24 protein-coding genes are annotated in these 24,132 nt (G+C 67.7%); 11 read left to right on the plus strand and 13 right to left on the minus strand.

Annotated features, from left to right (window positions below):
• The first annotated feature begins 469 nt into the window (after nucleotides 1–469).
• Nucleotides 470–1,930, plus strand: coding sequence for a S1C family serine protease (locus ABD116_RS37240; RefSeq protein WP_343981917.1), 1,461 nt, complete (start codon nucleotides 470–472; stop codon nucleotides 1,928–1,930).
• A 105-nt stretch (nucleotides 1,931–2,035) separates the two neighbouring features.
• Here the strand turns inward: ABD116_RS37240 and ABD116_RS37245 are convergent, their stop codons facing one another.
• Nucleotides 2,036–2,500: a hypothetical protein gene (locus ABD116_RS37245; RefSeq protein WP_343981920.1), complete on the minus strand. Its 465-nt coding sequence runs from the start codon at nucleotides 2,498–2,500 to the stop codon at nucleotides 2,036–2,038.
• A 161-nt stretch (nucleotides 2,501–2,661) separates the two neighbouring features.
• On the opposite strand from ABD116_RS37245, the gene ABD116_RS37250 reads away from it, so the two are divergent.
• Entirely contained in the window at nucleotides 2,662–3,177 is a 516-nt protein-coding gene (locus ABD116_RS37250; RefSeq protein WP_343981922.1) for a DinB family protein, read from the plus strand.
• Here ABD116_RS37250 and ABD116_RS37255 read toward each other — a convergent pair.
• The 3 genes from ABD116_RS37255 to ABD116_RS37265 form a co-directional block, all read right to left on the minus strand.
• Complete coding sequence (locus ABD116_RS37255) at nucleotides 3,174–3,875, minus strand: pirin family protein (RefSeq protein ID WP_343981925.1); 702 nt, start codon at nucleotides 3,873–3,875, stop codon at nucleotides 3,174–3,176. The two genes, ABD116_RS37250 and ABD116_RS37255, sit on opposite strands and share 4 nt — an antisense overlap.
• A gap of 19 nt (nucleotides 3,876–3,894) precedes the next feature.
• Nucleotides 3,895–4,794: a DUF2797 domain-containing protein gene (locus ABD116_RS37260; protein WP_343981928.1), complete on the minus strand. Its 900-nt coding sequence runs from the start codon at nucleotides 4,792–4,794 to the stop codon at nucleotides 3,895–3,897.
• 306 nt (nucleotides 4,795–5,100) lie between these two features.
• Nucleotides 5,101–5,430, minus strand: coding sequence for an L-rhamnose mutarotase (locus tag ABD116_RS37265; RefSeq protein ID WP_343981931.1), 330 nt, complete (start codon nucleotides 5,428–5,430; stop codon nucleotides 5,101–5,103).
• 129 nt (nucleotides 5,431–5,559) lie between these two features.
• Between ABD116_RS37265 and ABD116_RS37270 the strand changes: the two genes are divergently transcribed.
• The 4 genes from ABD116_RS37270 (at nucleotide 5,560) to ABD116_RS37285 (ending at nucleotide 9,184) form a co-directional block, all read left to right on the plus strand.
• On the plus strand, nucleotides 5,560–6,321 hold the full coding sequence (locus ABD116_RS37270; protein WP_343981934.1) for a VOC family protein: 762 nt from the start codon (nucleotides 5,560–5,562) through the stop codon (nucleotides 6,319–6,321).
• A gap of 170 nt (nucleotides 6,322–6,491) precedes the next feature.
• Complete coding sequence (locus ABD116_RS37275) at nucleotides 6,492–8,399, plus strand: penicillin-binding transpeptidase domain-containing protein (protein ID WP_343981936.1); 1,908 nt, start codon at nucleotides 6,492–6,494, stop codon at nucleotides 8,397–8,399.
• A 40-nt stretch (nucleotides 8,400–8,439) separates the two neighbouring features.
• Complete coding sequence (locus ABD116_RS37280) at nucleotides 8,440–8,859, plus strand: nuclear transport factor 2 family protein (RefSeq protein WP_343981939.1); 420 nt, start codon at nucleotides 8,440–8,442, stop codon at nucleotides 8,857–8,859.
• A 52-nt stretch (nucleotides 8,860–8,911) separates the two neighbouring features.
• Nucleotides 8,912–9,184 carry a TFIIB-type zinc ribbon-containing protein gene (locus ABD116_RS37285; RefSeq protein WP_343981942.1) on the plus strand — a complete coding sequence of 91 codons (273 nt, stop codon included), beginning with the start codon at nucleotides 8,912–8,914 and terminating at the stop codon, nucleotides 9,182–9,184.
• A 6-nt stretch (nucleotides 9,185–9,190) separates the two neighbouring features.
• Here the strand turns inward: ABD116_RS37285 and ABD116_RS37290 are convergent, their stop codons facing one another.
• A complete protein-coding gene (locus ABD116_RS37290; protein WP_425552233.1) occupies nucleotides 9,191–9,502 on the minus strand; it encodes a WhiB family transcriptional regulator in 312 nt (103 codons plus the stop codon).
• 112 nt (nucleotides 9,503–9,614) lie between these two features.
• The gene (locus tag ABD116_RS37295; RefSeq protein ID WP_343981945.1) at nucleotides 9,615–11,999 is read right to left on the minus strand and encodes an immune inhibitor A domain-containing protein; all 2,385 of its coding nucleotides are present in this window, start codon (nucleotides 11,997–11,999) and stop codon (nucleotides 9,615–9,617) included.
• 185 nt (nucleotides 12,000–12,184) lie between these two features.
• Between ABD116_RS37295 and ABD116_RS37300 the strand changes: the two genes are divergently transcribed.
• Nucleotides 12,185–12,649 (plus strand): GNAT family N-acetyltransferase, encoded by a 465-nt coding sequence (locus ABD116_RS37300; protein WP_343981948.1) that lies wholly within the window; start codon nucleotides 12,185–12,187, stop codon nucleotides 12,647–12,649.
• Here the strand turns inward: ABD116_RS37300 and ABD116_RS37305 are convergent.
• Nucleotides 12,646–13,515, minus strand: a complete 870-nt coding sequence (locus ABD116_RS37305; protein WP_343981951.1) for an NAD-dependent epimerase/dehydratase family protein — start codon at nucleotides 13,513–13,515, stop codon at nucleotides 12,646–12,648. The two genes, ABD116_RS37300 and ABD116_RS37305, sit on opposite strands and share 4 nt — an antisense overlap.
• Nucleotides 13,516–13,601: 86 nt before the next feature.
• Here ABD116_RS37305 and ABD116_RS37310 point away from each other — a divergent pair, with 86 nt between their 5' ends.
• Together ABD116_RS37310 and ABD116_RS37315 are read left to right on the plus strand one after the other, a co-directional pair.
• Nucleotides 13,602–14,657: a DNA polymerase IV gene (locus ABD116_RS37310; RefSeq protein WP_343981954.1), complete on the plus strand. Its 1,056-nt coding sequence runs from the start codon at nucleotides 13,602–13,604 to the stop codon at nucleotides 14,655–14,657.
• Nucleotides 14,658–14,688: 31 nt separating this feature from the next.
• Complete coding sequence (locus ABD116_RS37315; RefSeq protein WP_343981957.1) at nucleotides 14,689–15,369, plus strand: hypothetical protein; 681 nt, start codon at nucleotides 14,689–14,691, stop codon at nucleotides 15,367–15,369.
• Nucleotides 15,370–15,655: 286 nt separating this feature from the next.
• On the opposite strand, the gene ABD116_RS37320 is transcribed toward ABD116_RS37315, so the two are convergent.
• The 6 genes from ABD116_RS37320 to ABD116_RS37345 form a co-directional block, all read right to left on the minus strand.
• Nucleotides 15,656–16,501 carry an amidohydrolase family protein gene (locus ABD116_RS37320; protein WP_343981960.1) on the minus strand — a complete coding sequence of 282 codons (846 nt, stop codon included), beginning with the start codon at nucleotides 16,499–16,501 and terminating at the stop codon, nucleotides 15,656–15,658.
• Nucleotides 16,502–16,604: 103 nt separating this feature from the next.
• Complete coding sequence (locus tag ABD116_RS37325; RefSeq protein WP_343981963.1) at nucleotides 16,605–18,137, minus strand: sugar ABC transporter ATP-binding protein; 1,533 nt, start codon at nucleotides 18,135–18,137, stop codon at nucleotides 16,605–16,607.
• Nucleotides 18,134–19,138: an ABC transporter permease gene (locus ABD116_RS37330; protein ID WP_343981966.1), complete on the minus strand. Its 1,005-nt coding sequence runs from the start codon at nucleotides 19,136–19,138 to the stop codon at nucleotides 18,134–18,136. Before ABD116_RS37330 ends, ABD116_RS37325 begins: the two co-directional genes overlap by 4 nt.
• A complete protein-coding gene (locus ABD116_RS37335; RefSeq protein WP_343981969.1) occupies nucleotides 19,135–20,220 on the minus strand; it encodes an ABC transporter permease in 1,086 nt (361 codons plus the stop codon). The genes ABD116_RS37330 and ABD116_RS37335 overlap by 4 nt, the downstream gene beginning before the upstream one ends.
• The gene (locus ABD116_RS37340; protein WP_343982256.1) at nucleotides 20,217–21,320 is read right to left on the minus strand and encodes a mandelate racemase/muconate lactonizing enzyme family protein; all 1,104 of its coding nucleotides are present in this window, start codon (nucleotides 21,318–21,320) and stop codon (nucleotides 20,217–20,219) included. Before ABD116_RS37340 ends, ABD116_RS37335 begins: the two co-directional genes overlap by 4 nt.
• A 5-nt stretch (nucleotides 21,321–21,325) precedes the next feature.
• Entirely contained in the window at nucleotides 21,326–22,417 is a 1,092-nt protein-coding gene (locus tag ABD116_RS37345; protein WP_343981972.1) for a sugar ABC transporter substrate-binding protein, read from the minus strand.
• Nucleotides 22,418–22,554: 137 nt separating this feature from the next.
• Between ABD116_RS37345 and ABD116_RS37350 the strand changes: the two genes are divergently transcribed.
• Both ABD116_RS37350 and ABD116_RS37355 read left to right on the plus strand, forming a co-directional pair.
• Nucleotides 22,555–23,250 carry a GntR family transcriptional regulator gene (locus tag ABD116_RS37350; protein WP_343981977.1) on the plus strand — a complete coding sequence of 232 codons (696 nt, stop codon included), beginning with the start codon at nucleotides 22,555–22,557 and terminating at the stop codon, nucleotides 23,248–23,250.
• 19 nt (nucleotides 23,251–23,269) lie between these two features.
• Nucleotides 23,270–24,121, plus strand: a complete 852-nt coding sequence (locus ABD116_RS37355) for a fumarylacetoacetate hydrolase family protein (protein WP_343981980.1) — start codon at nucleotides 23,270–23,272, stop codon at nucleotides 24,119–24,121.
• Nucleotides 24,122–24,132 lie beyond the last annotated feature (11 nt).

Here is a 24,132-nt window from a genome sequence, read left to right on the forward strand (position 1 = left end):
CGGCGCTGTGCGCCGGGGCCCTGGGTTTGGACTCTTCACCAACTACCAGCTCGTGAGCCGGCCTCTGCTACCGCTGTTCGCCGTACCGGCCGATCCAGCGGGGATCGCTTGACTGCGTAACCGAGAACCACCTCCGTACGACGATGGGACTGCGGTACCCGCCCGGCGAACTTCAGCCCCGGCGGGCGATCCTGGTGATGTCGTCCTCTCCTTCTCCTCGGTGATCTTCGTACTGCCACTTCGGTCTTGCGGTCTTCCGTCGGCCTTGCTCACTTACCCGGCCGACATGAGGAACATTAGCCACCTTGACGCCGAAAGTCTACTTCCGTCACGTTAGATTTTCGTTCAGGTCCGGCGGAGCTTCCCTCCGGCTCCGATGAAGGTTTCTTCAGCGGATCTTCATGGAGTTCTTCGGTAGCTCTGACGGGATCTTCAGCGGGTTCTCAGGTGCAGCCGCCAAGGTTGACCCATGACCGAGAACCAGCCGCCCCAGCCGCAGAACCAGCCCGGTGACGACACTCCGGCGCAGGGTTCGACGTTCGGCAACCAGCCTGCACAGCAAGCACAGCAGCCTGTGATGCCGACGTACGGCTCGGGCTCACCTGAGCGCACACAGCAGCTGCCGATGGGTGGCTACGGCCAGCACCAGCAGCAGTACGCGCCCCAAGGTGGGCAACAGTGGCCAGGGCAGCACCCCACGGGCGGTGGCGGTGCTGCTCACCAACAGGGCGGGCAGTTCGGGATGTCCGGGACGCATCAGGGGGCGTCACCGGGCCCGAACTGGCCGTTCGGCCCGCAACCGGCCCAGTCTGAGCCCCCGAAGCCGCTGAAGCGGCGCGGTCTGGCTCTGGTGGCAGCCACCGCGTTGCTGGTCGGTGCAGCCGGGGGTGTCGGCGCCGCAGCCGTCTACTCGGCTACGAACGACTCCAGTACTTCGGCCCCGTCGGTGACCGCTCCGCTCAACGGCAGCCAGGCCGCGCCGGTGTCGGCGCCGGACGGCTCCGTGCAGAACGCGGCCTCCAAGGTGCTGCCGAGCGTGGTGAAGATCGGCGTCGCCACTTCACAGGGTGCGGCCACCGGGTCCGGCATCGTGATCAGCAAGGACGGCCTGATCGTCACCAACAACCACGTGGTGGCGGGCGCCGGCAACGGCGGCAAGATCCAGGTGATGCTGAACGACGGCCGGACGATGAACGCGACGATCGTGGGCACCGACCCGCTGACCGACCTCGCGGTGATCCGGGCGGAGGCCAACGACCTCACCCCGGCCGTGCTCGGCAAGAGCGGCACCCTCGGTGTCGGCCAGGGCGTCGTCGCGATCGGTTCGCCGTTCGGGCTGGAGGCGACCGTGACCAGCGGGATCGTCTCCGCGCTCAACCGGCCGGTCACCTCGGGCGACGAGCAGCAGGACAGTACGACAGTCTTCCCAGCAATCCAGACAGACGCCGCCATCAACCCTGGTAACTCAGGCGGCGCACTGATCGACCTCGCCGGCCAAGTGGTCGGAATCAACAGCGCGATCAAGACCGCCGGAGGATCGGGACAATCCGAAGGCGGCAACATCGGCCTGGGCTTCGCAATCCCGATCGACCAGGCCAAGCCGATCATCGACGAGCTGGTGGCCAAGGGCAAGGCCACACATGCACGGCTCGGAGTGGGTGTCGGCGACGCGCAGTCTTCCGCGGCGTTCCAGCAAGGAGCGACGATCGGCGAGGTGACGTCCGGCGGTGCGGCGGACAAGGCCGGCCTGAAGACCGGTGACGTGGTCACCGCGATCGACGGCAAGGTGATCGCGTCAGGGGACGCGTTGGTCGCCGCGGTCCGTTCGCACCGCCCGGGCGATGAGGTGACCATCACCCTCACCCGCGCAGGCAAATCCCAGCAGGTCAAGGCCACCCTCGGCTCCGACAACGGAAACCCGACCGGCTGACCCCCCGATCTCCGTCGTCCCTATCCCCCCCGGGGACGGCGGAGCACCTCCCTGATAGGGACTCCGACCGCCCACCGAGCGGCCGGAGTCCCGTTTTTGTGGAGGTCAGATGTACTGGTTACGGAACGAAGCGAGGTCGCAGTTGATCACGTCGTTGCGCTGGACGTCCCGAAGGCACAGCTGAACCTCCATCCGCAGGATGTTCCTGTCCGGGTTCGAGAACCCGGAGCTGACGAAACCCTCCGTGTGATCCGCACATCCGGACGAGTCCCCCTGCCACGGCGACCACTCCGAGTACGCGCCGTTCCCCCAGATCACCCTCGACCGGACATACACGCCGTACCCGTCACCGGAACCGTCGCCGGCACAGTGGTCCTGGGCGTAGCCCTGCTGAAACACCTTGTGCTTCCCGGTGAAATCGACCGATCCCTCGGCGCTACCCCAGCCACTCGGGAACGGCGAGATCGCCGACGTCAAGTAGTAGTTTCCGTTGGCCGCGGCCGGCGTGGCACCGGCGAACAGCCCAGCGGCCAACAGCCCCACCACGGCCAGAATCCTGACGATCTTCACAGCCGATCACCCCTGTCATTCTCGCCGCCGGGACGGCGGCGTGGGCGGAACGAGTTGGCCGGACTGTAGCCGCCCGGTCCGCGCGCGGGAAGGCTCGGCGTGGGTGCTTTCCGGGGTTAATCACGTGCGGCGGTCAGGTCGAGGCGCTAGCGTCCGGGCCTATGACGATGTCTCGGGAGCGGCCGCCGTATGTGGCGGATGAGCGGACTCTGCTGGTCGGCTGGCTGGATCAGCAGCGGGCGCTGGTCCGGTGGAAGTGCGAGGGGCTGGCTGCGGCGGACGAGCAGCGGTCGGTACTACCGACCTCGCCGTTGATGACGGTGGCTGGGCTGGTCTCGCATATGCGCTGGACCGAGCACTGCTGGTTCAACGTGCTGTTCCTGGGTGAGTCGCATGCCGACAACCCGCAGTTCCGCGAGGAGCCCGAAGACCTCGACATGATGGTCCCCGGCGTCGTGCTGTCGACGCTGCTCGACGACTTCGAGGCCCAGTGCGCCAAGTCGAACGAGATCGTCGCGGCCCACTCCCTCGACGACACCGGCAAACACCCGGACTTCAAGGCCTCGCAGGCGACGCTGCGCTGGATGCTTCTCCACATGCTCGAGGAAACGGCCCGGCATGTCGGGCACCTGGACACCATCCGGGAGCTGCTCGACGGCGGCAAGGGCTACTACTAGTCGGTCATCTCCCAGAGGAGCACCTCGGCGCCTTGCGGGCCGGCGATCACGCGTTGACCGTCGGCTTGCGTCACGCGTGCCGCGTCGGCCGGGCCGAGCGCGACATCCTCCAGCATGACGTTGCCTGTAGCAACAAATAGGTGTGCGCGAGGCGCCTGCGGTAACTGGATCGCGTCACCGGGGGCGAGCCGGGCAACGGAGAGGCCGGCTCGCGGTTGGTTGATGGTGATGGCTGTGGTGGCCTTGTGCTTCGGCAGACCGGAGGCGATCGGCACGAGCTCGCCGACCGGGCTGACTTCCGCTTGCTGGTACGACGGCGTGAGGTCGTACTCGCCTGGGCGGACCCACATTTGCACGTACCGGACGGGTTCTTCGGCGTCGTTGCGTTCGGAGTGGAGAATGCCGCTGCCCGCGCTCATGCGCTGGACCAGGCCGGGGTAGATGATGCCGCTGTGGCCCTCCGAATCCTGGTGGAGCAGGGCTCCCCGTAGTACCCAGGTGACGATCTCCACGTCCTGATGCGGATGCGTGTCGAATCCAGTGCCGGGGGCAACTACCTCGTCGTTGTGGACCATCAGCAGGCCGAAGCCGACGTTCGCAGGATCGTAGTACGGGCCGAAGGAGAAGGAGTGTCGCGAGTCCAGCCAGTCGCTCCGCGTGCGGAACCGGTCGTCGGCACGATGGATCTCGACACTCATGCGCCCAGTCTCGCACTGCTCAGAACAGCGCCTCCTGGTCGTCTCGCCGCGGCGCTGGTTCGAGTTTCTCCAACGGGACGGTGAGTTCGGCATCGGCGGGTGCCCGCTCGAGCGTCCAACCGGCCAGCAGGTGGGTATCGAGCAAGAGCAGTCCGGCGGGCGTTTCGGCGTACAGGTCACTTCCGATCGCGCAGATGATCCGCCCGGCGATCACCCCACCTGCCACCGGCTCAGTCATCGCCACGTCGGTATGCAGTCCACCCTCGGGCAGCCCGTACCGCGCAACGTGATCGCTGACCCGAGCCTCACACCGAACCTGCCCCTCAGGCCAGTCCACTGCCGCTGCCCGCTCAACCACCTCCAAGAGCCCGGTACGACGCTCCGCCGCGCTCCCCGGCTGCACCCGCGCAGCCCTCTTCCGGCTGATCCCGACCCGATCCGGCAGCCCCAACGTCGCCCCCAGCGTCATCTCCACCCGCCGGGCCCCCACCAGACTCCCCGCCGAAATCATCACGGACGCCAACGCCCCCTGCTCCAGCAACCGAGCCTCACCCCGCTCGACCGCCGTGATCCCGACCTTGATCACGCTCCCGTGATGAGCCAGATAGACGTTGTACGGCCGAGGATCGTCCAGCCGGGTATCAGCCGCCACCGAGTTGGCCCGCTCCATCCCCTGACAGTCCACGCACTGCCCACTACGCCCACCCGCCGCCAACACCGTCCGCGTCGAGCACCCCAACCGCCGCCCGGCCCGCCAAAACCCCACACACCGCCGCTCCCCCACAAACCCAAACCCCAACTCACTCCCAAGCGCCAGCGGGCTACGACGGCTGACATCCCGCCCATCCACAACCCACTCCAGCTGGGCAACCCCATCCACCCACCCAACCCCACTAACCCGCCAGCCACCCTCACCCATCCAGCATTCCTACCACCGCCCACAGACACTCCCCGCCCGTCACCAGCCAACGCGAGCAGATCCCCACCACACCCGCACCCGCACCCGCACCCGCACCCGCACCCGCACCCGCACCCAAGGCCAAGGCGCCAACCCCGGAAGACTGCGCCATACCGGCCAGGCCAGCCGAGGCGGGGAGCGACGAGGCCGGCCGCGCCCGAGCCAACGCCGGAGTCCGGGTCAGGGGTGGGTGGGAGCGACCGGAGCAGAGAGCGACGAAGGAGCGAGCAGCGCAGGGCGCGTGGGCGAGTACCTGCCCCCGGCGTACTAGCTGGTTTGTTCGCTCATGGTCCAGACGTGGCGGAGGGCTTGGCCGCCCGCGCCGTCCGGGTTCTTGGCGAAGCTTTCGACGAACTGGCTCATGTGGTCTTGCCAGCGGCGGTCGATCGGGTCGTTGGACAGCTGGGCGACGGCGGCTTCGTAGTCGTCGCACTCGACCAGGTGGAACAGGTCGCGGCCGCTGCGCCAGATGCTCCAGTCGTGGATGCCGGCCTGGTTCATGACGGTGATCAGTTCGGGCCAGACGCGGGCGTGCTCGAGCTCGTAGGCCTCTTCGGTACCGGGGATCAGCCGGCTGTGCAGTGCTAGGCGGGTCACAATCGTGCAGGATACGCCGGGGCTTGACCGAACCGTTATCCGAACACCCCGTGATCGCCTCGACGTGGCCGGTAGTCCCTGGCAGGTTAAGGGGCTGTTCTGGACACCGCATTCCCGGCAGGAGGACCCATGCTCGAGCGGAGCGTTCCGTGGCCGCCCGGTACGCCGAACTGGGTGGACCTCGCCGCCGACGACGCGTGCGCCGCCGCCCGCTTCTACGCCGGCCTGTTCGGCTGGAGCTGCGAGCAGCAGAGCACCCGCGACTACCGGGTCTGCAAGCTGGACGGCTCGGATGTGGGCGGCATCGGCCCCAAGCAGCCAGGCACCGAGCACCTCCCGAGCCGCTGGACCACCTACCTGGCAACCGATCACCTAGACCGCACGCTCGACGCGGTGACGGCGCACGAGGGCACCGAGCTGCTTACCCGCGAGGTCGAGACGCACGGACGGATGGCGATCGCCGCCGACCCGAACGGCGCGATCTTCGGGCTGTGGCAGGCCGCCGAACACATCGGCACCGAACGCAGTACCGATCCCGGCATGCTCGTCTGGAGCGAGGCGCTCAGCGAGGACTTCGAGACGGCCAGGGCGTTCTACACCGCCGTGTTCGGCTATCGGGCAGAGGAGATCGGCGGTGACAACCGGTACGCCGCCCTGTACGCGGCCGACAAGCCCGTCGCGGGCACCGGCGAGCTCCGCCCCGACTTCCCGGCCGGTACGCCGCCGCACTGGCTCCCGTACTTCGCTGCGTCCAGTACCGACCAGACGGTCGACCAGGCCATCACATCAGGCGGGGAAATCCTCGGCGAACCACTGGAAACCGACTTCGGCCGGATGGCCGTCCTGGCCGACCCCGAAGGAGCCCGCTTCGCCGTCATCCAGCTGGGCTGACGATTCGGCTGACGGCTCGGCTGACGCCGGGAGCCAACTAGTAGCGGCAGCCGCGCGTCGTACGGAGGTATGGCCGGTGCCCGCGTGAGTATTTTCCCTCTCGTGGCAGGCTGGCCACACGCCGAAGACTGTTCCAGGTGTGTACCCGTCGCCGTGCGAGAGTTGAGAACGTGAAGCGAACTGCTGCCATCGTCTGTCTGAGTGCCGTCCTCGTCACCGCTGGTTGTACCGACAGCAAGTCGGACAGCGGGGGCAAGCCAGACCCCAACAACGAGAAGCAGGCCTCCGCGGAGGTGGTCAAGAACTTCGCCGCCGCCTGGGTCAAGGCGTGGGCGCCGGACGGCAAGCCCGACGCGGCCGCCGCGCTCACCGACACGCCGGCCACCTTCGGCAAGCGCCTGGACGAGGTCGACTCCGCGCTGGTCGCACAGTCCGTCACGGTCACGCCGCAAGGCGACCCGAAGTGCTCCGACGACAACAACTGCACCCAGGATCTCGCCGTCGAGGCCGTCCTGCGCGGCATCGGCACGATGAAGTGGACGAGCACGGCCGCCGCCGTGAAGACCGGTGACGCCTGGAAGATCAAGGCCTCCGGCGACACCATCTACCCGGGGCTGGGTGAGTCGAACTACCTGAAGCGCGTCCGCGCGCTGCCGGCCCGCGCGTCGATCCTCGACCGCAACGGCCAGCCGCTGACCGCGAACCGCCAGGTCGTCATCGTCGGAGTTGCCTCCGGCAACGTCGCGACCGCGGCGACGTACGCTGCTTTCAAGGCCAAGCTCGACGTCGACGGCGCCAAGCTGAAGGCGCGCGCGATCGCGGCGCCGGCCGGTCAGTTCGTGGACGCGATCACGATCCGGATGAACGAGTGGCAGGCGCTCGCGCCGACCTTCGGCAAGTTGCCCGGCGTGCTCACGATGGGCGGCACGCAGTCGCTCGCGGAGAGCCCGACGTTCGCCCGCTCGCTGCTCGGCACGATGAAGACGGCGACCGAGGAGACGTTGAAGAACGCCGGCCCGACAGCGTCGGCCGTCGACCAGGTCGGTACGACGGGCCTGCAGTACTCGTACCAGCAGCAACTCGCCGGTACGCCGGGCGGCACCGTCACCTTGCGCGACGGCAAGACCAAGCTGACCATCAAGACGGTCTTCTCCCAGCAGGGCAAGCCCGGTACGCCGGTGAAGACCACCATCGACCCGAAGCTGCAACGGTTCGCCGAGGCCGCGCTGGCGACGAGCAAGCTGCCCGCCTCGCTGGTCGCGATCCAGCCGTCGACCGGGCAGATCCTGGCCGCGGCGAACGGTCCGACCGCGACGAACTACAACCGCGCCTTCCTCGGCCGGTACGCGCCGGGCTCGACGTTCAAGATCGTCACCTCGGCCGCGCTGCTCGGCAGCGGGCTGACGGTCAACACGCCGCTGCCGTGCACCAACACGATCAACGTCTTCGGCAAGACCTTCAAGAACTACGACGGGCTCGCGGCGTACGGCAACGGCCCGATGCAGAAGGCGTTCAACGAGTCCTGCAACACCGCGTTCATCTCCCAGCACGCCCGGCTCAAGTCGGACGGGATGACGAAGGCGGCGGCGATGTTCGGCATCGGCCAGGACCTGAAGCTTTCGGTTCCGGCGTACGGCGGTGAGGTACCGGCTCCCAAGGACGACGTCGCCGAGGCCGCCTCGATGATCGGCCAGGGCACCGTCACGGCCAGCCCGCTGGCGATGGCGCTGGTCGCCGGCGCGGTCCAGCACGGTACTGCGCTCAAGCCGGTGCTCGTCCCCGGCAAGGACCCGGCCGGCGCCGCCGCCAGCCCGTTGCCCGCAGCAACCGTCGCGGCCCTCCGCACCTTCATGCGCACCACCGTCACCGGCGGCACCGCGCACGCCCTGGCCCCCTACGGCAGCGCCGCCGCCAAGACCGGCACCGCCGAGGTCGTCGCCAACGGCAAGGTCATCACCAACGGCTGGATGGTCGGCTACCGAGGCGACGTGGCCTTCGCCGTCATCGTCGAAGGCGGCGTCTCCGGCGGCAAAGCAGCCGGCCCCATCCTCGCCAACTTCATCAGCAAGTTCAGCTGACCATCCAGAATTGTCGGCGGCGGCATCTACCGTCGCCGACATGACTGGTACCGAGCAGAGCCGGGCGATCGTCCGGCGGTACTTCGACACGATGGCCGCGCGGGACTGGGACGCTTTCGGCGCGGTGCTGGCCGAGGACGTCGTGTACGAGCTGCCGCAGACCGCGGAGCGGATCGTCGGGCGGGAGCGGCTGGTCCGCTTCAACCGTGAGTATCCGGGCGATTGGCGGCTCAGCGTGAGCCGGCTGATCGTCGACGGTGAGAGCGCCGCCGGGTCGATGAACTTCACGGTCGGTGAGGAGGAGATGGTCGGGCTCGTGTACCTCGAGCTGGCGCGTGGGCTCATCGTCCGGGTGACCGACTTCTGGCCGGAGCCCTACGAAGCCCCTGCGGGGCGGGAACATCTGACCGAGCAGGGAGTTGGCGGAGTGGATCGGCTCAGCCGGCCCGGTGCTTCCTAAGAAGTCCCTTAACGGGCGGGGTTTCGGGGTTTTCGTCACCTAGAGTTCTCAGATGGAGACCCTGACCTGTCCGAAGTGCCGTGGTTCGATGCGTACGTATGAGCGCAGCGGCGTCACCGTCGACCAGTGCACGGAGTGCCGTGGGATCTTTCTGGATCGCGGCGAGTTGGAGAAGCTGGTCGACGCGGAGGTCGCCTACAACGGGCCTCAGCCTGTGCACCAGCAGGCTCCTCGGTATGAAGACAAGCGGTACGAGGACAAGCGGTACCAGCAGTATCCGCAGCGTAAGAAGAAGAAGTCGTTCTTCGACGAGTTGTTCGACTGAGACGGGCTAGTGGTGGCGGCCGTGGAAGGCGGGTTCGCGTTCTTCCTCGGTGATGCCGCCCCAGACGCCGTACATCTCGCCGACGACGGCCGCATGGTCGGCGCATTCGCGGCGGACCGGGCAGGTGCCGCAGAGCGACTTGGCGACGAGTTCGCGGGCGCGTTTTCGCAGGCCCCGCTCGGATTCGGCGGCGAAGAACAGCTCGGGGTTCACGCCCTGACAAGCGGCGTGATCCTGCCATTCCCAGTTCTCGATCATCGCGGAAGGCAGGCCTTCCGGCGCCTTGGTGACCGCCCCAGCCGGCGGCTTCCGCCTCACTGGGCGATCCAACGTTGCTCAGCCATCACAGACACCTCGTACCTGGTCGGGTTTCGCGCGGCTGTCTGCATAGCCGCCCGCACCCGACCAGGTACCCGCCCTCAAACGTGGGCTACTTCGAGACCACGATCCGCATCGACGTGCCGAGCTGGCTCATCACCCGGATCTTCACCCCGGCATGCGGCACCTTCACGCCGTACGACGGGATCTTCGACGTCCAGAAGTTCAACCGGTCGTCGAAGGTCGGCACCGCGTCCTGGCCGCGCACGTAGTTCTTCTTGCCGGCCACGGTGAGGTTGAACGAGTCCGACTTCTGCAACCCGAAGGTCGAGTCGTAGCTCTGCACCGTGCCCCGCCAGTACGTGCCGTCGAGCCGCACCCGCGGTTCCGGGTTCGCATCGATCGGCAGCCACTGCCCCTCACCGGGGTGAACGGCCGTCTCGTTGTTGTTCTGCGAGGTGTCCCAGTACGACACCAGCAGCCCGTCCTGGTACGGGTAGTGCTCGACCCAGTTCGGCCGCGGCGCCCCGACGAAGTTGTACGGGCCGTACTGCAGGTACCGGTTGAACGAGTTGTACGTGTAGTTCGATGCCAGGTAGTAGTTGTCGTAATCCCGCGTCACCGACTCACCGGACGGTTCGAACCCAACCGCGGTCCAACCATTCACGCCGCTCTCGGCGCCGTCGGAGAGCAGCGTCTTGCCGCCCGCCACCAGCTTGACGTCGTCGGCGAAGAAGCCCAGCTCATGCGTCGCGGCGTCGGTCGCATACCGGAACCGCAGGTCGATCGTCTTCCCCGCAAAGGCCGACAGATCGAACGAAGCCGGCTGCCACCCCAAGCTGTCGCCGTCGATCCCGTTCGCCTCGGCCGCCTTGGTGATGCTGCCCGGGATGGCCTTCCAGCCCGAGCCGTCGTTCACCTCGACGTACGCGTAGTCGCACGCGTCCGCGCCACAGTCCTCGATCTTCCAGTTCGCCTGGAACGCCAGCGACGCCTTGCCGGCCGGGAGAGTCACCTTGCGGGTCAACGTGTTCGACAGCTTGTCGCCCGTACCGCTCCACCACGACTTGGTACCGGTGACAGGCTTGACCAGTTGCGTCGTCACCTTCTTCTTCGGCAGTACGACGACAACGCCCTGCGCCCGCTTCGAGTTGTACTCGTGCGGCCCGAGGTCAATGGTCTTGGTCTGCCCGGCCTTCACTGTCTCGTAGTCGAGCCAGCCCAGCTGCAGCTTGTCCCAGGTACCGAGATCCTGTGGCTTCAGCCCGATGCCGAGGTCGCCCTTGGAGCCCGAGCGGGACTGCGACATCACGCTCCACCAGTTCACCGGGTTCTGGCTCGGCTTGCCGGAGGTGTCGTAGTGGTCCGGCAGCCCGAGGTCGTGACCGTACTCGTGCGCGAAGACGCTCAGCCCGCCGTTCTCCGGCTGGATCGTGTAGTCGCCGATCCACAGCCCGGTGCTGCCGATCTGGGTGCCGCCGAGCTTGTTCGCCGACGGCCCGCTGGTGTGGTTGCTGAACGCGTACCAGCGGTGCGACCAGATCGCGTCCTCGCCCTGATGCGGGTCGCCGTCGGCCTGGTCGCCACCGGCGTGCACGATCTGGAAGTGGTCGATGTAGCCGTCCGGCTCGTTGAAGTTGCCGTCGCCGTCGTAGTCGTAGCGGTCCCACTGGTCGTACGAGGCCAGCGTGGACTTGATCTGCGCGTCGGTCTTGCCGGCCGCTTCCTGGCCCTTGACCCACTGCCCGACGGCGTCGCTGATCAGGTTCCAGGTGTTGCCGCAGATGTTGTCGTCGCAGGGGACGCCGTTGCTCCGCCCGTACCGCGCCTCGTTGTAGGGCACCTTCACCCAGTCCGAGACGGTGCCGTCGACGCTGTACCGGCCCGACGACTGCTTCTCGTAGTACGTCTTCACCGAGTCGCCCTTGCCGAAGTACAGCTGGCGATAGTGGTCAGGTGAGTAGTCGGCCTGCCAGACAGTGGAGTTGTCGGTACTCCGGTCCGGCGCCGGGATCGCGTTGTGCAGCGGGCCGTCGTAGGTGAGCGGCCCGTCCGTGTTCGGGTCGGTGTCCTTGTCCGGGAAGTCCGGGTGCCGCTTGTTGCCGAACTCGGCCAGGATCACGAAGATCTTGTCCGTCTTCTCGCGCGCCAACTCGACGTACTGGTCCTTGCGCTTGGCCGCGAGCTTGTCCTGACCACTGGTCGCCGGTACGTCGATCTGCCGGCCGACCCTGACCACCTTGCTGGCGCCGCGCTGCTCGACCTTCGCCGAGCCGTTCAGCACATTGGTCAGGGCACGTTCGCGCAGGTCACGGCGCTTGTCCTCGAGAGCGTTGGGTAGTTCGTCCGGTCCGGCCTTGACCGCGGCCGGTCCGCTGGGGGCATCACCGTCGGCCGGAGCCGGGCCGGCGACGGACTGCGGCAGCTGGCCGAGCCCGGTCAGTACCGCGAGACTCAAGACCCCGATGGCCGTCGTCCGTGCGGGTTCGAAGCGCACACATCCTCCTGGGGGTTCGCCGGCGCCGGCAGGCGCAGCGGCGGCCCCGCGCCGGACAGGAGCCGGTGGCAACTATCGAGCGCGAGGCTATCGCACCCAGGGTCACCACCCGGTGACCTTGAGCGATGAAGCCCGAGGATGTCCGCTCTCCGTACGGCGACCTGCCGCGGCGGTATGTTCGCCAGATGAGCACACCGTCCATCACTCTCCGGCCGCCGACCGCCGCCGAGTACGCCGACTGGATGACCCGTGGTTGCGAGGACTACGCCACCGACATCGGCCCCGCCCGCGATCTCGATCCGGCGGCCGCGCTGGAGGCCGCCTATCAGGAGTTCGGCGCGCTGCTCACCGATGGGCTGGAGACCGAGAACCAGCTGGTCTGGCTGGCCTGCCACGACGACGAGCCGGTCGGCAGCCTGTGGATCGGCACCCAGAAGACGACCCCGTTCATCTACCTGGTCGAGGTGCTCGCCGAGCAGCGCGGCAAGGGGTACGGCCGGGCGATCATGCTGGCCGGCGAGGAAGAGTGCCGCCGCCGCGGCTACACCCACCTCGCCCTGAACGTCTTCGGCAGCAACAAGGTCGCCACCGGCCTGTACGACTCCCTCGGCTACGTCGTCGTCACCCAGGAAATGCGCAAGGAGCTCTAACGGCCCTTGGCCAGGTCGGTGACTGCGTCGAGATGCTTCGGCGACCAACCGAGTTCGCGCTTGGCGCGGTCGCCGCTCATCCGCTGGTCGAGCGTGTAGGCCTCGGCGATCGGCCCCATCCGCTCGGCCGCCTCAGCCGCCGTCAAGGGCTCGAAGCTCCCCGGCCGGCCAGCAGCCTCGGCCAGCGCCGGAGCCAACTCCTTGAACGGCACGTTCTGCGCGACCCCCAGATACAGCGCCCCAGCCGGAGCATCCAGCGCCAGCACATACAACTCGGCGATGTCCTCGACATGGACGAGCGTCGTGTGGTTCACCCCGTCATCGATCACCGGTACTGCGCCAGTCGCGCGCGCCGGCTCGACGAAGAACGCCTCGATCAACCCGGCCGACCGCCCGTAGACGAGCCCGGGCATCACCAGCACCGGCCGCGATCCGCTCGTCGCCGTCGCCAGCACCTTCGCCTCGTTGTCCAACCGCCAGGCCGTGATCGCCGGCGGGTTCATCTCGGCCGTCTCGTCGATCACGCCATCGGTGTCGCCGTACACCCAGACACCGCCCGTATGCACGTACGCTCCACGCCCGCCGAGCCCTTCGAGCATCGCCTCGGCGGCGGCCAGGTCGATGGTGGCTCCCTCTGGGCTGTTGACGGCGCCGAGGTGAATGACCCCATCAGCAGCCGCTGCGGCGGTACGGAGTACGTCGAGATCCGTCAGGTCACCAACGACTGCCTTGGCGCCCAGCGCGGTGACCGTGTCGACGGCCTGGTCGCTGCGGGCCAGCGAGGTCACCTCGTGGCCGTGCCGGAGCAGCGCCTCGATCGTCGCGCGGCCGATGTAGCCGGAGCCGCCGGTCAGAAATACCTTCATCTGTGTGCCTTTCTGTCCTCTCCAGCCTCCGTTCGTCGCGCTCCGTAGTCCAAGACCTGTTCTGCCGTCTGTGATACCTCTGGGGTATGAGCACCGCACCGGGCTGGTGGTTGCTGCACGTCGACATGGACCAGTTCATCGCCGCCGTCGAGATCCGGCGCCGGCCTGAGCTGCGCGGGCTGCCGGTCGTGGTCGGTGGATCGGGTGATCCCACCCAGGCACGCCAGGTGGTCGCTACCGCGTCATACGAGGCGCGCGAGTTCGGCGTGCACTCGGGGATGCCGTTGCGGGCCGCTTTCAAGAAGTGTCCGGAGGCGGTGTTCCTGCCGACCGATCCGGCCGCGTACGACGCCGCGTCGGCCGAGGTGATGGGGACGCTGCGGGAGTTTCCGGTGATCGTCGAGGTGTGGGGGTGGGACGAGTGCTTCGTCGGTGCGTCGACGGATGATCCGGAGGAGTTGGCTGGGGCGTTGCGGGCCGCAGTACTGGAACGGACTGGGTTGGCGTGTTCGATCGGGATCGGCGACAACAAGGTGCGGGCCAAGCTGGCGACCGGTTTCGGTAAGCGGGACAGCGGGAGCGGTGAGGGCGTCTATCGGCTGACGGCGGAGAACTGGGTCGAGGTGATGGCGCATCGGCCGGTCCGTGAGCTGTGGGGTATCGGCAGCCGGATGTCGCAGAACCTCAACGAATTAGGGCTTTTCACCGTTGCCGACCTCGCGGCGGCCGACCTCGACGTGCTGACGAAGCGGTTCGGTCCGCGGATGGGCGCATGGTATCTGTCGCTCGGGCGTGGGCTCGGGGACACCGAGGTGACCGACGTACCGCGTGAGCCGGTGTCGCGCAGTCATGAGGAGACGTTCGCGACCGATCTGGTCACATTTGAGGAGGTCGCCGAGGAGTTGCGGCGGATTGCCTTAGCTGTCACTCGTGAGGTGGTCGCGGAGGGGCGGAGCGTTCAGCGGATCGCGGTGAAGGTGCGGTTCACGTCGTTCTTCACGCCGATCAAGAGCCGGAAGCTGCCTGACATCACGCAGGATCCGGAGGTGGTCGCGGCGGCCGCGCTCGTCCTGCTGGAGAAGTTCGAACTGCGCCGGCCGGTACGGCTGCTCGGCGTCCGAGTGGAGTTCCCGCGGGACTGAACTTCTGGCATTGGATCGGCGTCCAACGGGCATGTTCACCCGCGCAACCGCGATCGGCGCAGCTGTCGCCGTCCTCGCTACCGGCGGTCTGGCCACCGCTGCTGTGGCTCGCTCGCATTCTTCGTCTGATGGTGCCTGGAGCGACGTCGGCGGGGCACCGGCGGTGAAGAAGCCCGCGGCCACTCAGTCCAAGCCGGTCGGCAAGGTGCCGGCGTTGAAGGCGGCACAGGTCCGCTACCGGCGTCAGAGCTGGGGTGATTCGACGACCAAGGCCTACATCGGCATCTTGGCTCCGACGGGCTGGAAGAAGGTGAAGCTGACGCCGTTGGAGGCCAAGTTCACCAGCCCCAACGGCTTGTGGAACCTGCGGGTCGACGCCACCGAGAACGACCAGCTCCTCAAGACCGCCACCGACGACCGGTACGCCCTGATCAAGGCGTCTGTCGCGGACTTCCACCTGATCGCCCGCACCACCGGCAGCACCCCAGCTGCCGAGCACAGCTACCAGGGCATGGTCTTCCACCACGAGACCCTCACCTACACCTACACGGACCCCACCCGCGGCCCACGCCTGGTCATCGACCGCTTCGTCTCCCTGGACACCAACCCGCACCCCCTCTTCGAAACCACCACCGGCGGCCGTCCCCAAGACGCCGCCGCCCTGGCAGCAGTCACCACCAAGGCAACCGAAGACTTCATCCGGCTCCCCTAGCCGAACTCAGACGGACTGTGGATCGTGCCGCGCGGCACCAGCCGACCAACGCAGCTGCTACCCCGTGCCGCAGCACCGCCGGCGGAGCGCAGCGCACGCATAACCCCTACGAACGGCCTCGACGCGCCGAGGCAATCGTTTGCCTGAGGAGTTGTGCGTGCGCTGGGAGTCGCCGTTGCTACCAGCAACCAAGAGCCGGTCGGGCGGGGGCCGTTGGGGGCGAGGTTGCGTTCCCACCATTCCGCCCGTTGGGTGCTCCCGCTCGTCCTTGGGGACAGGGGCGCCGTCAGGTGAGGTTGTAGGTGCGGCGGGCGGTGGTGGCGAAGATGGCTTCGCGTTCGGTGGCGGTGAGGGTGGAGGTCAGGTCTTCTGCGGCTTGGACCACCTCTGGGTACGACGCGGCCAGGAGGCAGACGGGCCAGTCGGAGCCGAACATGACCCGGTCGGGGGTGAAGGCGTCGAGTACAACGTCGACGTAGGGCTGGAGGTCGGAGACCTTCCAGTCGGTCCAGGACGCCTCGGTGACCATGCCGGAGAGTTTGCAAGTGACGTTGGGGTGGGCTGCGAGGGCTCGGATGCCGCTCGCCCAGGGCTCCAGGTCGCCGCCGATCACCGGCTTGGAGATGTGGTCGACCACGAAGGACAGCTGCGGAAGTGCTTCCACTGTCTCCAGAGCCGCCGGAAGATGGGGAGTCTTCGTCAGCAGGTCGTAGACCAGACCGGCGTCCGCGATCGCGGTGAGACCGGCCCGTACGTCGTCGCGGCACAGCCACCGCTCATCCGGTTCGTCGTGCACCTGATGCCGGATGCCTTTCAGCCACTCGCCGTCCGGCCGTTGCCTCAGCCCCGCCAGCGCGTCCGCGACATCTGCCGCCGTGAGATCCACCCAGCCGACCACACCGGCCACCAAGTCGTTGCTAGCAGCAACTTCCAGGAACTCCGGCGTCTCGGCCGCCACTCCCACCGTCTGCACCAGCACGGTCGCGGTCACGCCGGCCTCCGCGGCAAGCGGAGCGAGGTCGTCGATCGAGAAGTTCCGCCGAACCGGATCCAGCTCCGGCCCGACCATCCAGGTCTGCTCCCGAACATTCAGATCCCACACATGGTGGTGTGCATCAACCCGCCCGCTCACAACCCACTCCAGTCCATCGCCCAGCCCGCTCCACCCGCCGCGCTCGCTCCGACAGCCGCGCTCGCTCCGATTGCTCCGCCGGCCGCGCCGGCTTCCCTCGCCGTCATGCCGGTGCCGGGGCTTCCGCGTGGATCAGGCGGATCACCTGCTGACTCATCGTGTCGTAGTCGTGGTCGTTGGCGACCTCGCCGCGGACCCGGTGGTCGCGCATCACCACGACGCGATCGGCCAGCGTGATCATCTCCGGCAGGTCCGAGGTGATCAACAGGATCGCCAGCCCGTTGGCCGCGAGATCCCAGATCAAGGTGTGGAAGGCATCCTTGGTCCGTACGTCGATGCCCACTGTCGGCTCGTCGATGATCAGGATCTCGGTCTTCGCCGCCAGCCACTTGGCCAGCGACACCTTCTGCTGGTTGCCGCCCGAGAGCGTGCCGGCCAGTTGCTCGGCCGACGCGATCCGGATCCCGAGCTGCTCGACGTAGTCGGCGACCAGCGCCGACTCCGCCTTCTTCGGCACGTAGGACAACCCCGGGATCCGCCCGAGCCGCTTCAGCAGCCGGTCCCAGACGGTGACCGCGATGTTGCGGCTGACCGACTGCTCGAGGAAGACGCCCTCCTCCTTGCGGTTCTCGGTGACGTACCCGATCTTGTGGTTCTTCAGCGCGTCCCGCACGTTCCGGATCCGCACCGCCTCACCACGCACCCGTACTTCGCCCGCGGTGATCCGGTCCAGCCCGAGCAACGCCTTGGCCAGCTCGCTCCGGCCGGCTCCGACGAGTCCGTAGAGCCCGACGATCTCACCCGGCCGGACGGACAGATCCACATCCGCGTGGCCGGTCGCAGTACCGACTCCCGAGAGCTCCAGCAAAGGCGCCGCGTCGGGGACTGTGCGCGGCGGCAGCGTAAGGGCCTCGTGCACGCGACCGACCATCAGGTCGACGACCTGGTCGCGTGTCAGGTCGGACAACGCGCCCGACTCGAGCACCGACGAGCCGTCCCGCAGCACGGTCACCGTGTCGCAGATCTGGAAGACCTCTTCGAGCTTGTGGCTGACGAACAGCACCGACCGGCCGTCGTTCTTCAGCTTCGCGACCACCCGGAAGAGCCGCTCGGCCTCGTTGGGCGTGATCGAGGCGGTCGGCTCGTCGAGCAGCAGCACCCGGCTCTCCACCGACAAGGCCTTCGCGATCTCGACCAGCTGTGCTTGAGCAACGGACAGCTCTGTCACCGGGAGGTCCGGATCGAGGTCGAGGTCCAGCTCCGCCAGCCAGCGCTTGGCCTCGGACCGGATCCGGCCGCGGTCCACCAGCCCGCGGGAGGTCGGCAGCTTCTGGAGCAGGATGTTCTCCCCGACCGTGAAGCCCGGGATCAGGTTGCGCTCCTGGTGCACCACGCCGATGCCGGCCGACGCCGACTCGTGCGGCGACCCGAAGGCCACCGGCCGTCCGTCGAGCAGCAAGCGCCCGCCGTCCGGCTTGTACAGGCCGGTGATCACCTTGATCAGCGTCGACTTGCCGGCGCCGTTCTCACCCAGCAACGCGTGCACCGAACCCGCTTCGAGCTTCAGCGTCACGCCGTCGAGCGCCCGGACACCCGGGAACAGCTTGTCCACCTCGGAGGCTTCGAACAGCGTCATGACACACCTCCGGCCACGGCCGCGTCCGGCGCTTTGACAACGGTTCTTCGCTCTTGCCGACGGGTCCGCACCTGACCGAGCACGACCGAGCCGAGCACGACGGTGCCGACGACGAAGTTCACCCAGCTCGGTTCGAGTGAGAACTCGGCCCGGGCGGTGTCGACGAAGCGCACGATGAAGGCGGCCAGCACCGTGCCGAGCACGACCGCCGAACCACCGGTCAGCAGGGCGCCACCGATGATCGGCGCGGCGAAGCTCGGCAGCAGCCAGTCGCCGCCGATGCTCTTGTTCACTCCGGGCGAGGACGCGATGGTGAGGATCGCCGCGACGCCGAGGATCGCGCCGGACAGGGTGTGCGCGATGATCACGGAGCGGTCGTTGGAGATCCCGGAAAGCCTGGCGGCGATGGGGTTTCCGCCCGAGGCGAGAAGTTGTCGCCCCGGCACGGTCCGGCGCAGCATCAGCGCCAGTAGTCCGGCCACCGCCAACGCGACCAGGAAGATCAACGGGAGCACCCCGAACACGGCGTACGAGCCGAAGCTCTTCAGGCCTTGGGGATACGCGTCGACGGTGCGGGTGCCGACGAGCCGGTACTGGACGCCGAGCAGCACGGTCATCGTGGCCAGCGTGACGATGAAGCCGTTGATCCGGGTGAGCACGACGAGCAGACCGTTGGCCAGGCCGGCCAGCGAAGCGAGCAGGAAGCCGATCAGCAGCGCGAGCGGGACCGGCACGCCGTGGTCGGCCATCAGTACGCCCATCGCGCACGCGGCGAACCCGCCGACGGCACCGACGGCGAGGTTGAGTTGACCCACGGCGAGGACCACCATCTGAGCCAATCCGATCAGCACCGGCACCGCAAGGAACTGAAGCAGCACTCGCAGTGAATTCGCCTCGAGCAGATCACCGTGCGAAGCGATCACCAGGAAGACGAAGAACACCACGCCGATCACCAGCAGCGTCATCTCGGTGGTCCGCGCGAATCTCAGCAGGGACTTCATCGCTCCTTCACCCCCTGCCGATCGGACAGCACTGTTCGGAACCGGTCGGTCGACAAGGCGACGAGCAGGATCAGGCCGAGGTAGATGTTCAGGCTCTCGAGCCCGACGCCCAACAGATCAAGGCCTTTCCGGATCACCGAGGTCAGCGCGGTACCGAGCAACGTGCCCCAGACCGAGATGAAGCCGCCGGCCAGCAACGTCCCGCCGAGGATCGGGCCGAGGAACGACGGCAGCATGAACTCCTCGCCGATCGTCGCCTTGATCGACCCGGTGCTCACCGCGAGCATGAAGCCCGCCAGCGCCGCGAGGCAGCCCGACATCGCGTGCGCCGTGATCACGCGCCGAGCGGTCGGGATACCCGACAACTCGGCCGCCTTCACCGACGTACCGGTCATCAAGAGCTCGCGACCGAGCTTGGTCCGGCTGTAGATCCAGCCGACCACGACCATCGCGATCACGGCGAACATCGCCAGCTGCGGTACGGCGGGCGATCCGCAGACGTTGCCGATGCAGACGTCCGCCAGCGAGTAGTTGCGCAGCTCGCGCATGCCCGGGGGCTTGGTGACGAAGGCCGCGTTGTCGGTCAGCCCCGTGTAGACGAGTGGGATCAGGCCGAGCAGGAGGAAGTCGAGCGCGAGCGTGACGACGAAGGAGTTGACGCCGGTCCGGGCGATCACCCAACCGGCGAGGGCGCCGATCGCAGTACCGGCGACCAGGCCGACCAGCAGTCCGGCGTACAGGCTGAAGTGCCACAGGTCGTACGAGATGCCGGTGATCATCATCGAGAAGGCCGCCATCCGGCCGACCGCGAGGTTCATGTGGCCGATCGACAGCACGCACATCTGTGCCAGACCGACCACGGTGAACATCGCGATGTCGCGCAGCAGCGGGAAGACGACGAGTTGCTGGTTGAAGAACGCCGGGCGCAGGATCCCGAAGAGCGCGGACAGGGCCACGACCAGGATCAGCAGGCCGATCCGCTGGTTGGCCCACCACGGAGTACGTCCGCCGCGCGGCTGCTCGACCGGCGCGTCCGGCTCCTGCAGGGCGGCGGTGGCCGTCTCCGAGACGGGTGCGCTCACGAGACCCGCCGGTCGTCGATGGCGTCGCGGTCCCAGTCGATCCCGAGACCCGGTTCGTCCGGTGCGACGGCGTGCCCGTCGGTGATCTCCATCTCGGACTTCGTGATCGCGCGCAGTTGCGGGATGTGTTCGACGTACCGGCCGTTCGGTACCGCCGCCGTCAGGCTGACGTGGAGCTCCATCAGGAAGTGCGGGCAGACCTCGAGGTTGAAGGTCTCGGCCAGATGCGCCACCTTCAGCCAGGGGGTGATGCCGCCGACCCGGGCGACGTCGACCTGGACGATGCCGGCCGCGCCCGAGGCGACGTACTCGCGGAACTGCGAGATCGAGTACATCGACTCGCCGACCGCGATCGGGATCGAGGTCGACTCGGCCAGCCGGACGTGCCCGGTCAGGTCGTCGGCAGGCAACGGCTCCTCGAACCAGCTCAGGTCGAGCGGCTCGAAGGCGCGGGCCCGGCGCTTCGCCTCGGCGTACGTCATCGACTGGTTGGCGTCGACCATGATGTCGAGCGCCGGCCCGACGGCGTCCCGTACCGCCGACAGCCGCTGGAGGTCCTCGTGGACCCGCGGCTTGCCCACCTTGAGCTTGACCCCGGGCCAGCCGGCCTTCTGCGACTCGAGCGCGCCGGCGACGAGCTGGTCCGTGGTCAGGTGCAGCCACCCGCCCTCGGTGTCGTAGAGCGGGACGCGCTGGCGGAACCCGCCCGCGAGACGCCAGAGCGGCTCGTCGGCGCGGCGGCAGCGCAGATCCCACAGGGCGGTGTCGACGGAGGCCAGCGCGAGCGAGGTGATCGCGCCGACCGTGGTCGCCCGGGTGGAGGCGAACAGGTCGAACCAGATCGCCTCCACGTTGCGGGCGTCGGCACCGATCAGCCGGGGCAGGAGGTGGTCGCGCAGCATCGCGAGGACGGCGGTACCGCCGGTACCGATCGTGTAGGAGTAGCCCAGCCCGACGTACCCGTCGGTGGTCTCCAGCTCGACGAAGACGGTCTCCTGCTTGAGGAACGCCTGGACCGCGTCGGTCCGGACGGTCTCCACCTCGAGATCGACCAGGAACGCCTCGGCGCGACTGATGGTTGTCTTGGGCAAGGTGTGCACTCCGGTCACTTGCAGCTCAGCTGGGCTGCGAAGTCCTTCTGCAGCTCGGTCGTCTTGGCCTTGCGCTCGGCGTCGTACGTGTCGACGTTGGCCTTGGTGACGACGAACGAGCCGGAGTCGACGATCACGCCGGGGGTCTTCATCGTGCACTGCTTGGAGCCGAGCAGGGCGAGCAGCCAGCCGCCGACGTACGCCTGGCCGACCGGGTTCTGGGTGACCGTCGCGGCGACGCCGCCGGACTTGATCCCGGACAGGATCTTGGCGTCGTCGTCGATCGCGACCACCTTGATCGGGAGCTTGCTGCTGGCAACCCCGTCGGCGGCGGCCACGGCCGGGTTGTAGGCGGTGGTGACGATGCCCTTGATCTCCTTGCCCTTCGACGCAAGCAGGTCGGCGACCGCCTTCTGCGCGGTCTGCAGGTCCTTGTCGATGTCGGTGATCACCGGCAGCTCGGTCACCTTGCCGTTGGTCTCGGCGATGGCCTTCTTGACGCCGGCGATCCGGCGCTGGGTGTTCGAGTCGACGTTGTTGCCGGTCAGGTGCACGATCGTGCCTTCGCCGCCGATCGCCTCGATCGTCGCCTTGGTCGCCTTGTACGCCGCTGCCTCGACGTCGGTGGACAGGCAGAAGTCGGCCGAGTTGGTGTCACCGGCCGGGCAGGAGGCCAGCGAGCCGACCGCGAAGCCCTTCGACTTCAGGTCCTCGAAGGTGGAGTTGATGTCGGTCGGCGACACCCCGAAGATGCCGAACGCGTTGTAGCCCTGGGCGGCCAGCGAGTTGATCACGTTGTTCTGCTTGCCCTGGTCCCACTCGCCGGTTTCGTTGAACGTCACACCACCGAGCTTGAAATCGGTCTTGTCCTGCTCGGCGGTGGTCTTCCAGGGCTGGAAATAGGGGTGCGCGCCACCGGGGATGAGGGCAAGCTTGACGCTCGAACCGTCCTTGAGCTCGACCGGGCCGCTCGAAGTACCGGTGGAAGCATCGTCTCCGGAGGTGCCGGTGGCGTCGTTGGAGCTCTTGGTGCTGCAGCCGGTTGCGGCCAGCGCAACGACGGCCAGCCCGGCGGCGGTTTTCCGGTAGATCGAGTGGACGGTCATGGGGCTGGCTCCTCAAAGATCCTATAGGATATTGCGTAGCTGATGCTGCCGCTTCACACTGGTGGCGTCAAGACTTGTCGTCATAACGACTGTGCACACCGCCGGTCGGGCATGATGGGGCTTCGGGAGGAGCGACTGTGACAGATGCGCATGTGGGTCTGGCGGGGCAGCTCGCCCGGCTGCCTCAACGGCAGGTGCTGAGCGACGACGTCTACGAGACCGTCAAGGGCCTGATCATGGACAGCGTGGTCGAGCCGGGCACCCGGCTGAACATCGACGCGCTGACCCGCGAGCTGGGTATCTCCCAGACGCCGATCCGCGAGTCGCTGGCCCGGCTGGAGTCGGACGGGCTGGTGATCAAGGAGCCGCTGCGGGGGTATCGGGTGTCTTCGCGGCTGACTCGCGAGGAGTTCGAGGACCTGTTCGAGTACCGGCTGCACATCGAGCCGTGGGCGGCCGGCCGGGCGGCTGAGCGGACCGGAGCCGAGGACATGGCTCGGTTGAAGGACGAGATGCTGAGCTACACCGACGTACCGGATCGTCCTGACTACGACAGTTACAAGGCGATGGCCGCGCACGATCAGCGGTTCCACGACCTGGTGCTGGAGCTGTCGGGCAACGAGACAGCTCGGCAGTCCTTCGCGCGCACGCACTGTCACCTGCACCTGTTCCGGCTGTACTACGGCGGCGGGATCGCGACCAAGGCGTTGCGCGAGCACAAGACCGTCGTGGCCGCTGTTCGCAAGGGTGACCCGGTTGAGGCGGCGGCCGCGATGAAGGCACATATCGAAGCGTCCCGGGCCCGGTTGCGGCCTGTGTTCGACCAACTCTGACTCTCTCTTAGGAGTGTTTGTGGAACTGCTGCGCCTCGGCGCGGTCGGCGAGGAGCGCCCGTACGTGCGCGCCACCGACGGCACCGTCTACGACCTGAGCTCCGTCACCGCCGACATCGACGGCGCCTTCCTCGCCTCCGACGGCATCGCTCGTACCCGCACCGCGCTGGCTGATGGCTCCCTGCCGGTGGCTTCGGTCGAGGGGCTCCGCGTGGGCGCCCCGATCGCGAAGCCCGGCGCGGTCGTCTGCATCGGCCTGAACTACGCCGCCCACGCGGCCGAGTCGGGCGCCGAGCCGCCGAAGAACCCGGTCCTGTTCTACAAGCACCCGAACACCGTCGTCGGCCCCAACGACGACATCCTGGTCCCCCGCGGCTCGACCAAGACCGACTGGGAGGTCGAGCTGGCCGTAGTCATCGGCAAGACCGCCCGCTACCTCACCACCGACGAGGAAGCCCTGGCCTGCGTCGCCGGCTACACCATCTCCAACGACGTCTCCGAGCGGGCCCTGCAGCTGGAGGTCTCCGGCGGCCAGTGGTCCAAGGGCAAGTCCTGCGAGACCTTCAACCCCTTGGGCCCCTCTTTGGTCCCCGCTGACGAGATCTCCGACCCGCAGGACCTGGCCCTGAAGTCCTGGGTCAACGGCGAGCCCCGCCAGGACTCCAACACCCGAGACATGATCTTCTCGGTAGCCGCCCTGATCCGAGACCTCTCCCAGTACATGACCCTCGACCCGGGCGACATCGTCAACACCGGCACCCCCGAAGGCGTAGCCCTCTCCGGCCGCTTCCCGTACCTGTCAGCCGGCGACACCGTCGAATGCGAAATCCAAGGCCTAGGCAAACAATCCCAAACCCTCACCCAAGCCTGACCACCCGGAGC

This window comes from Kribbella koreensis (assembly GCF_039525325.1).
Taxonomy (GTDB): Bacteria; Actinomycetota; Actinomycetes; order Propionibacteriales; family Kribbellaceae; genus Kribbella; species Kribbella koreensis.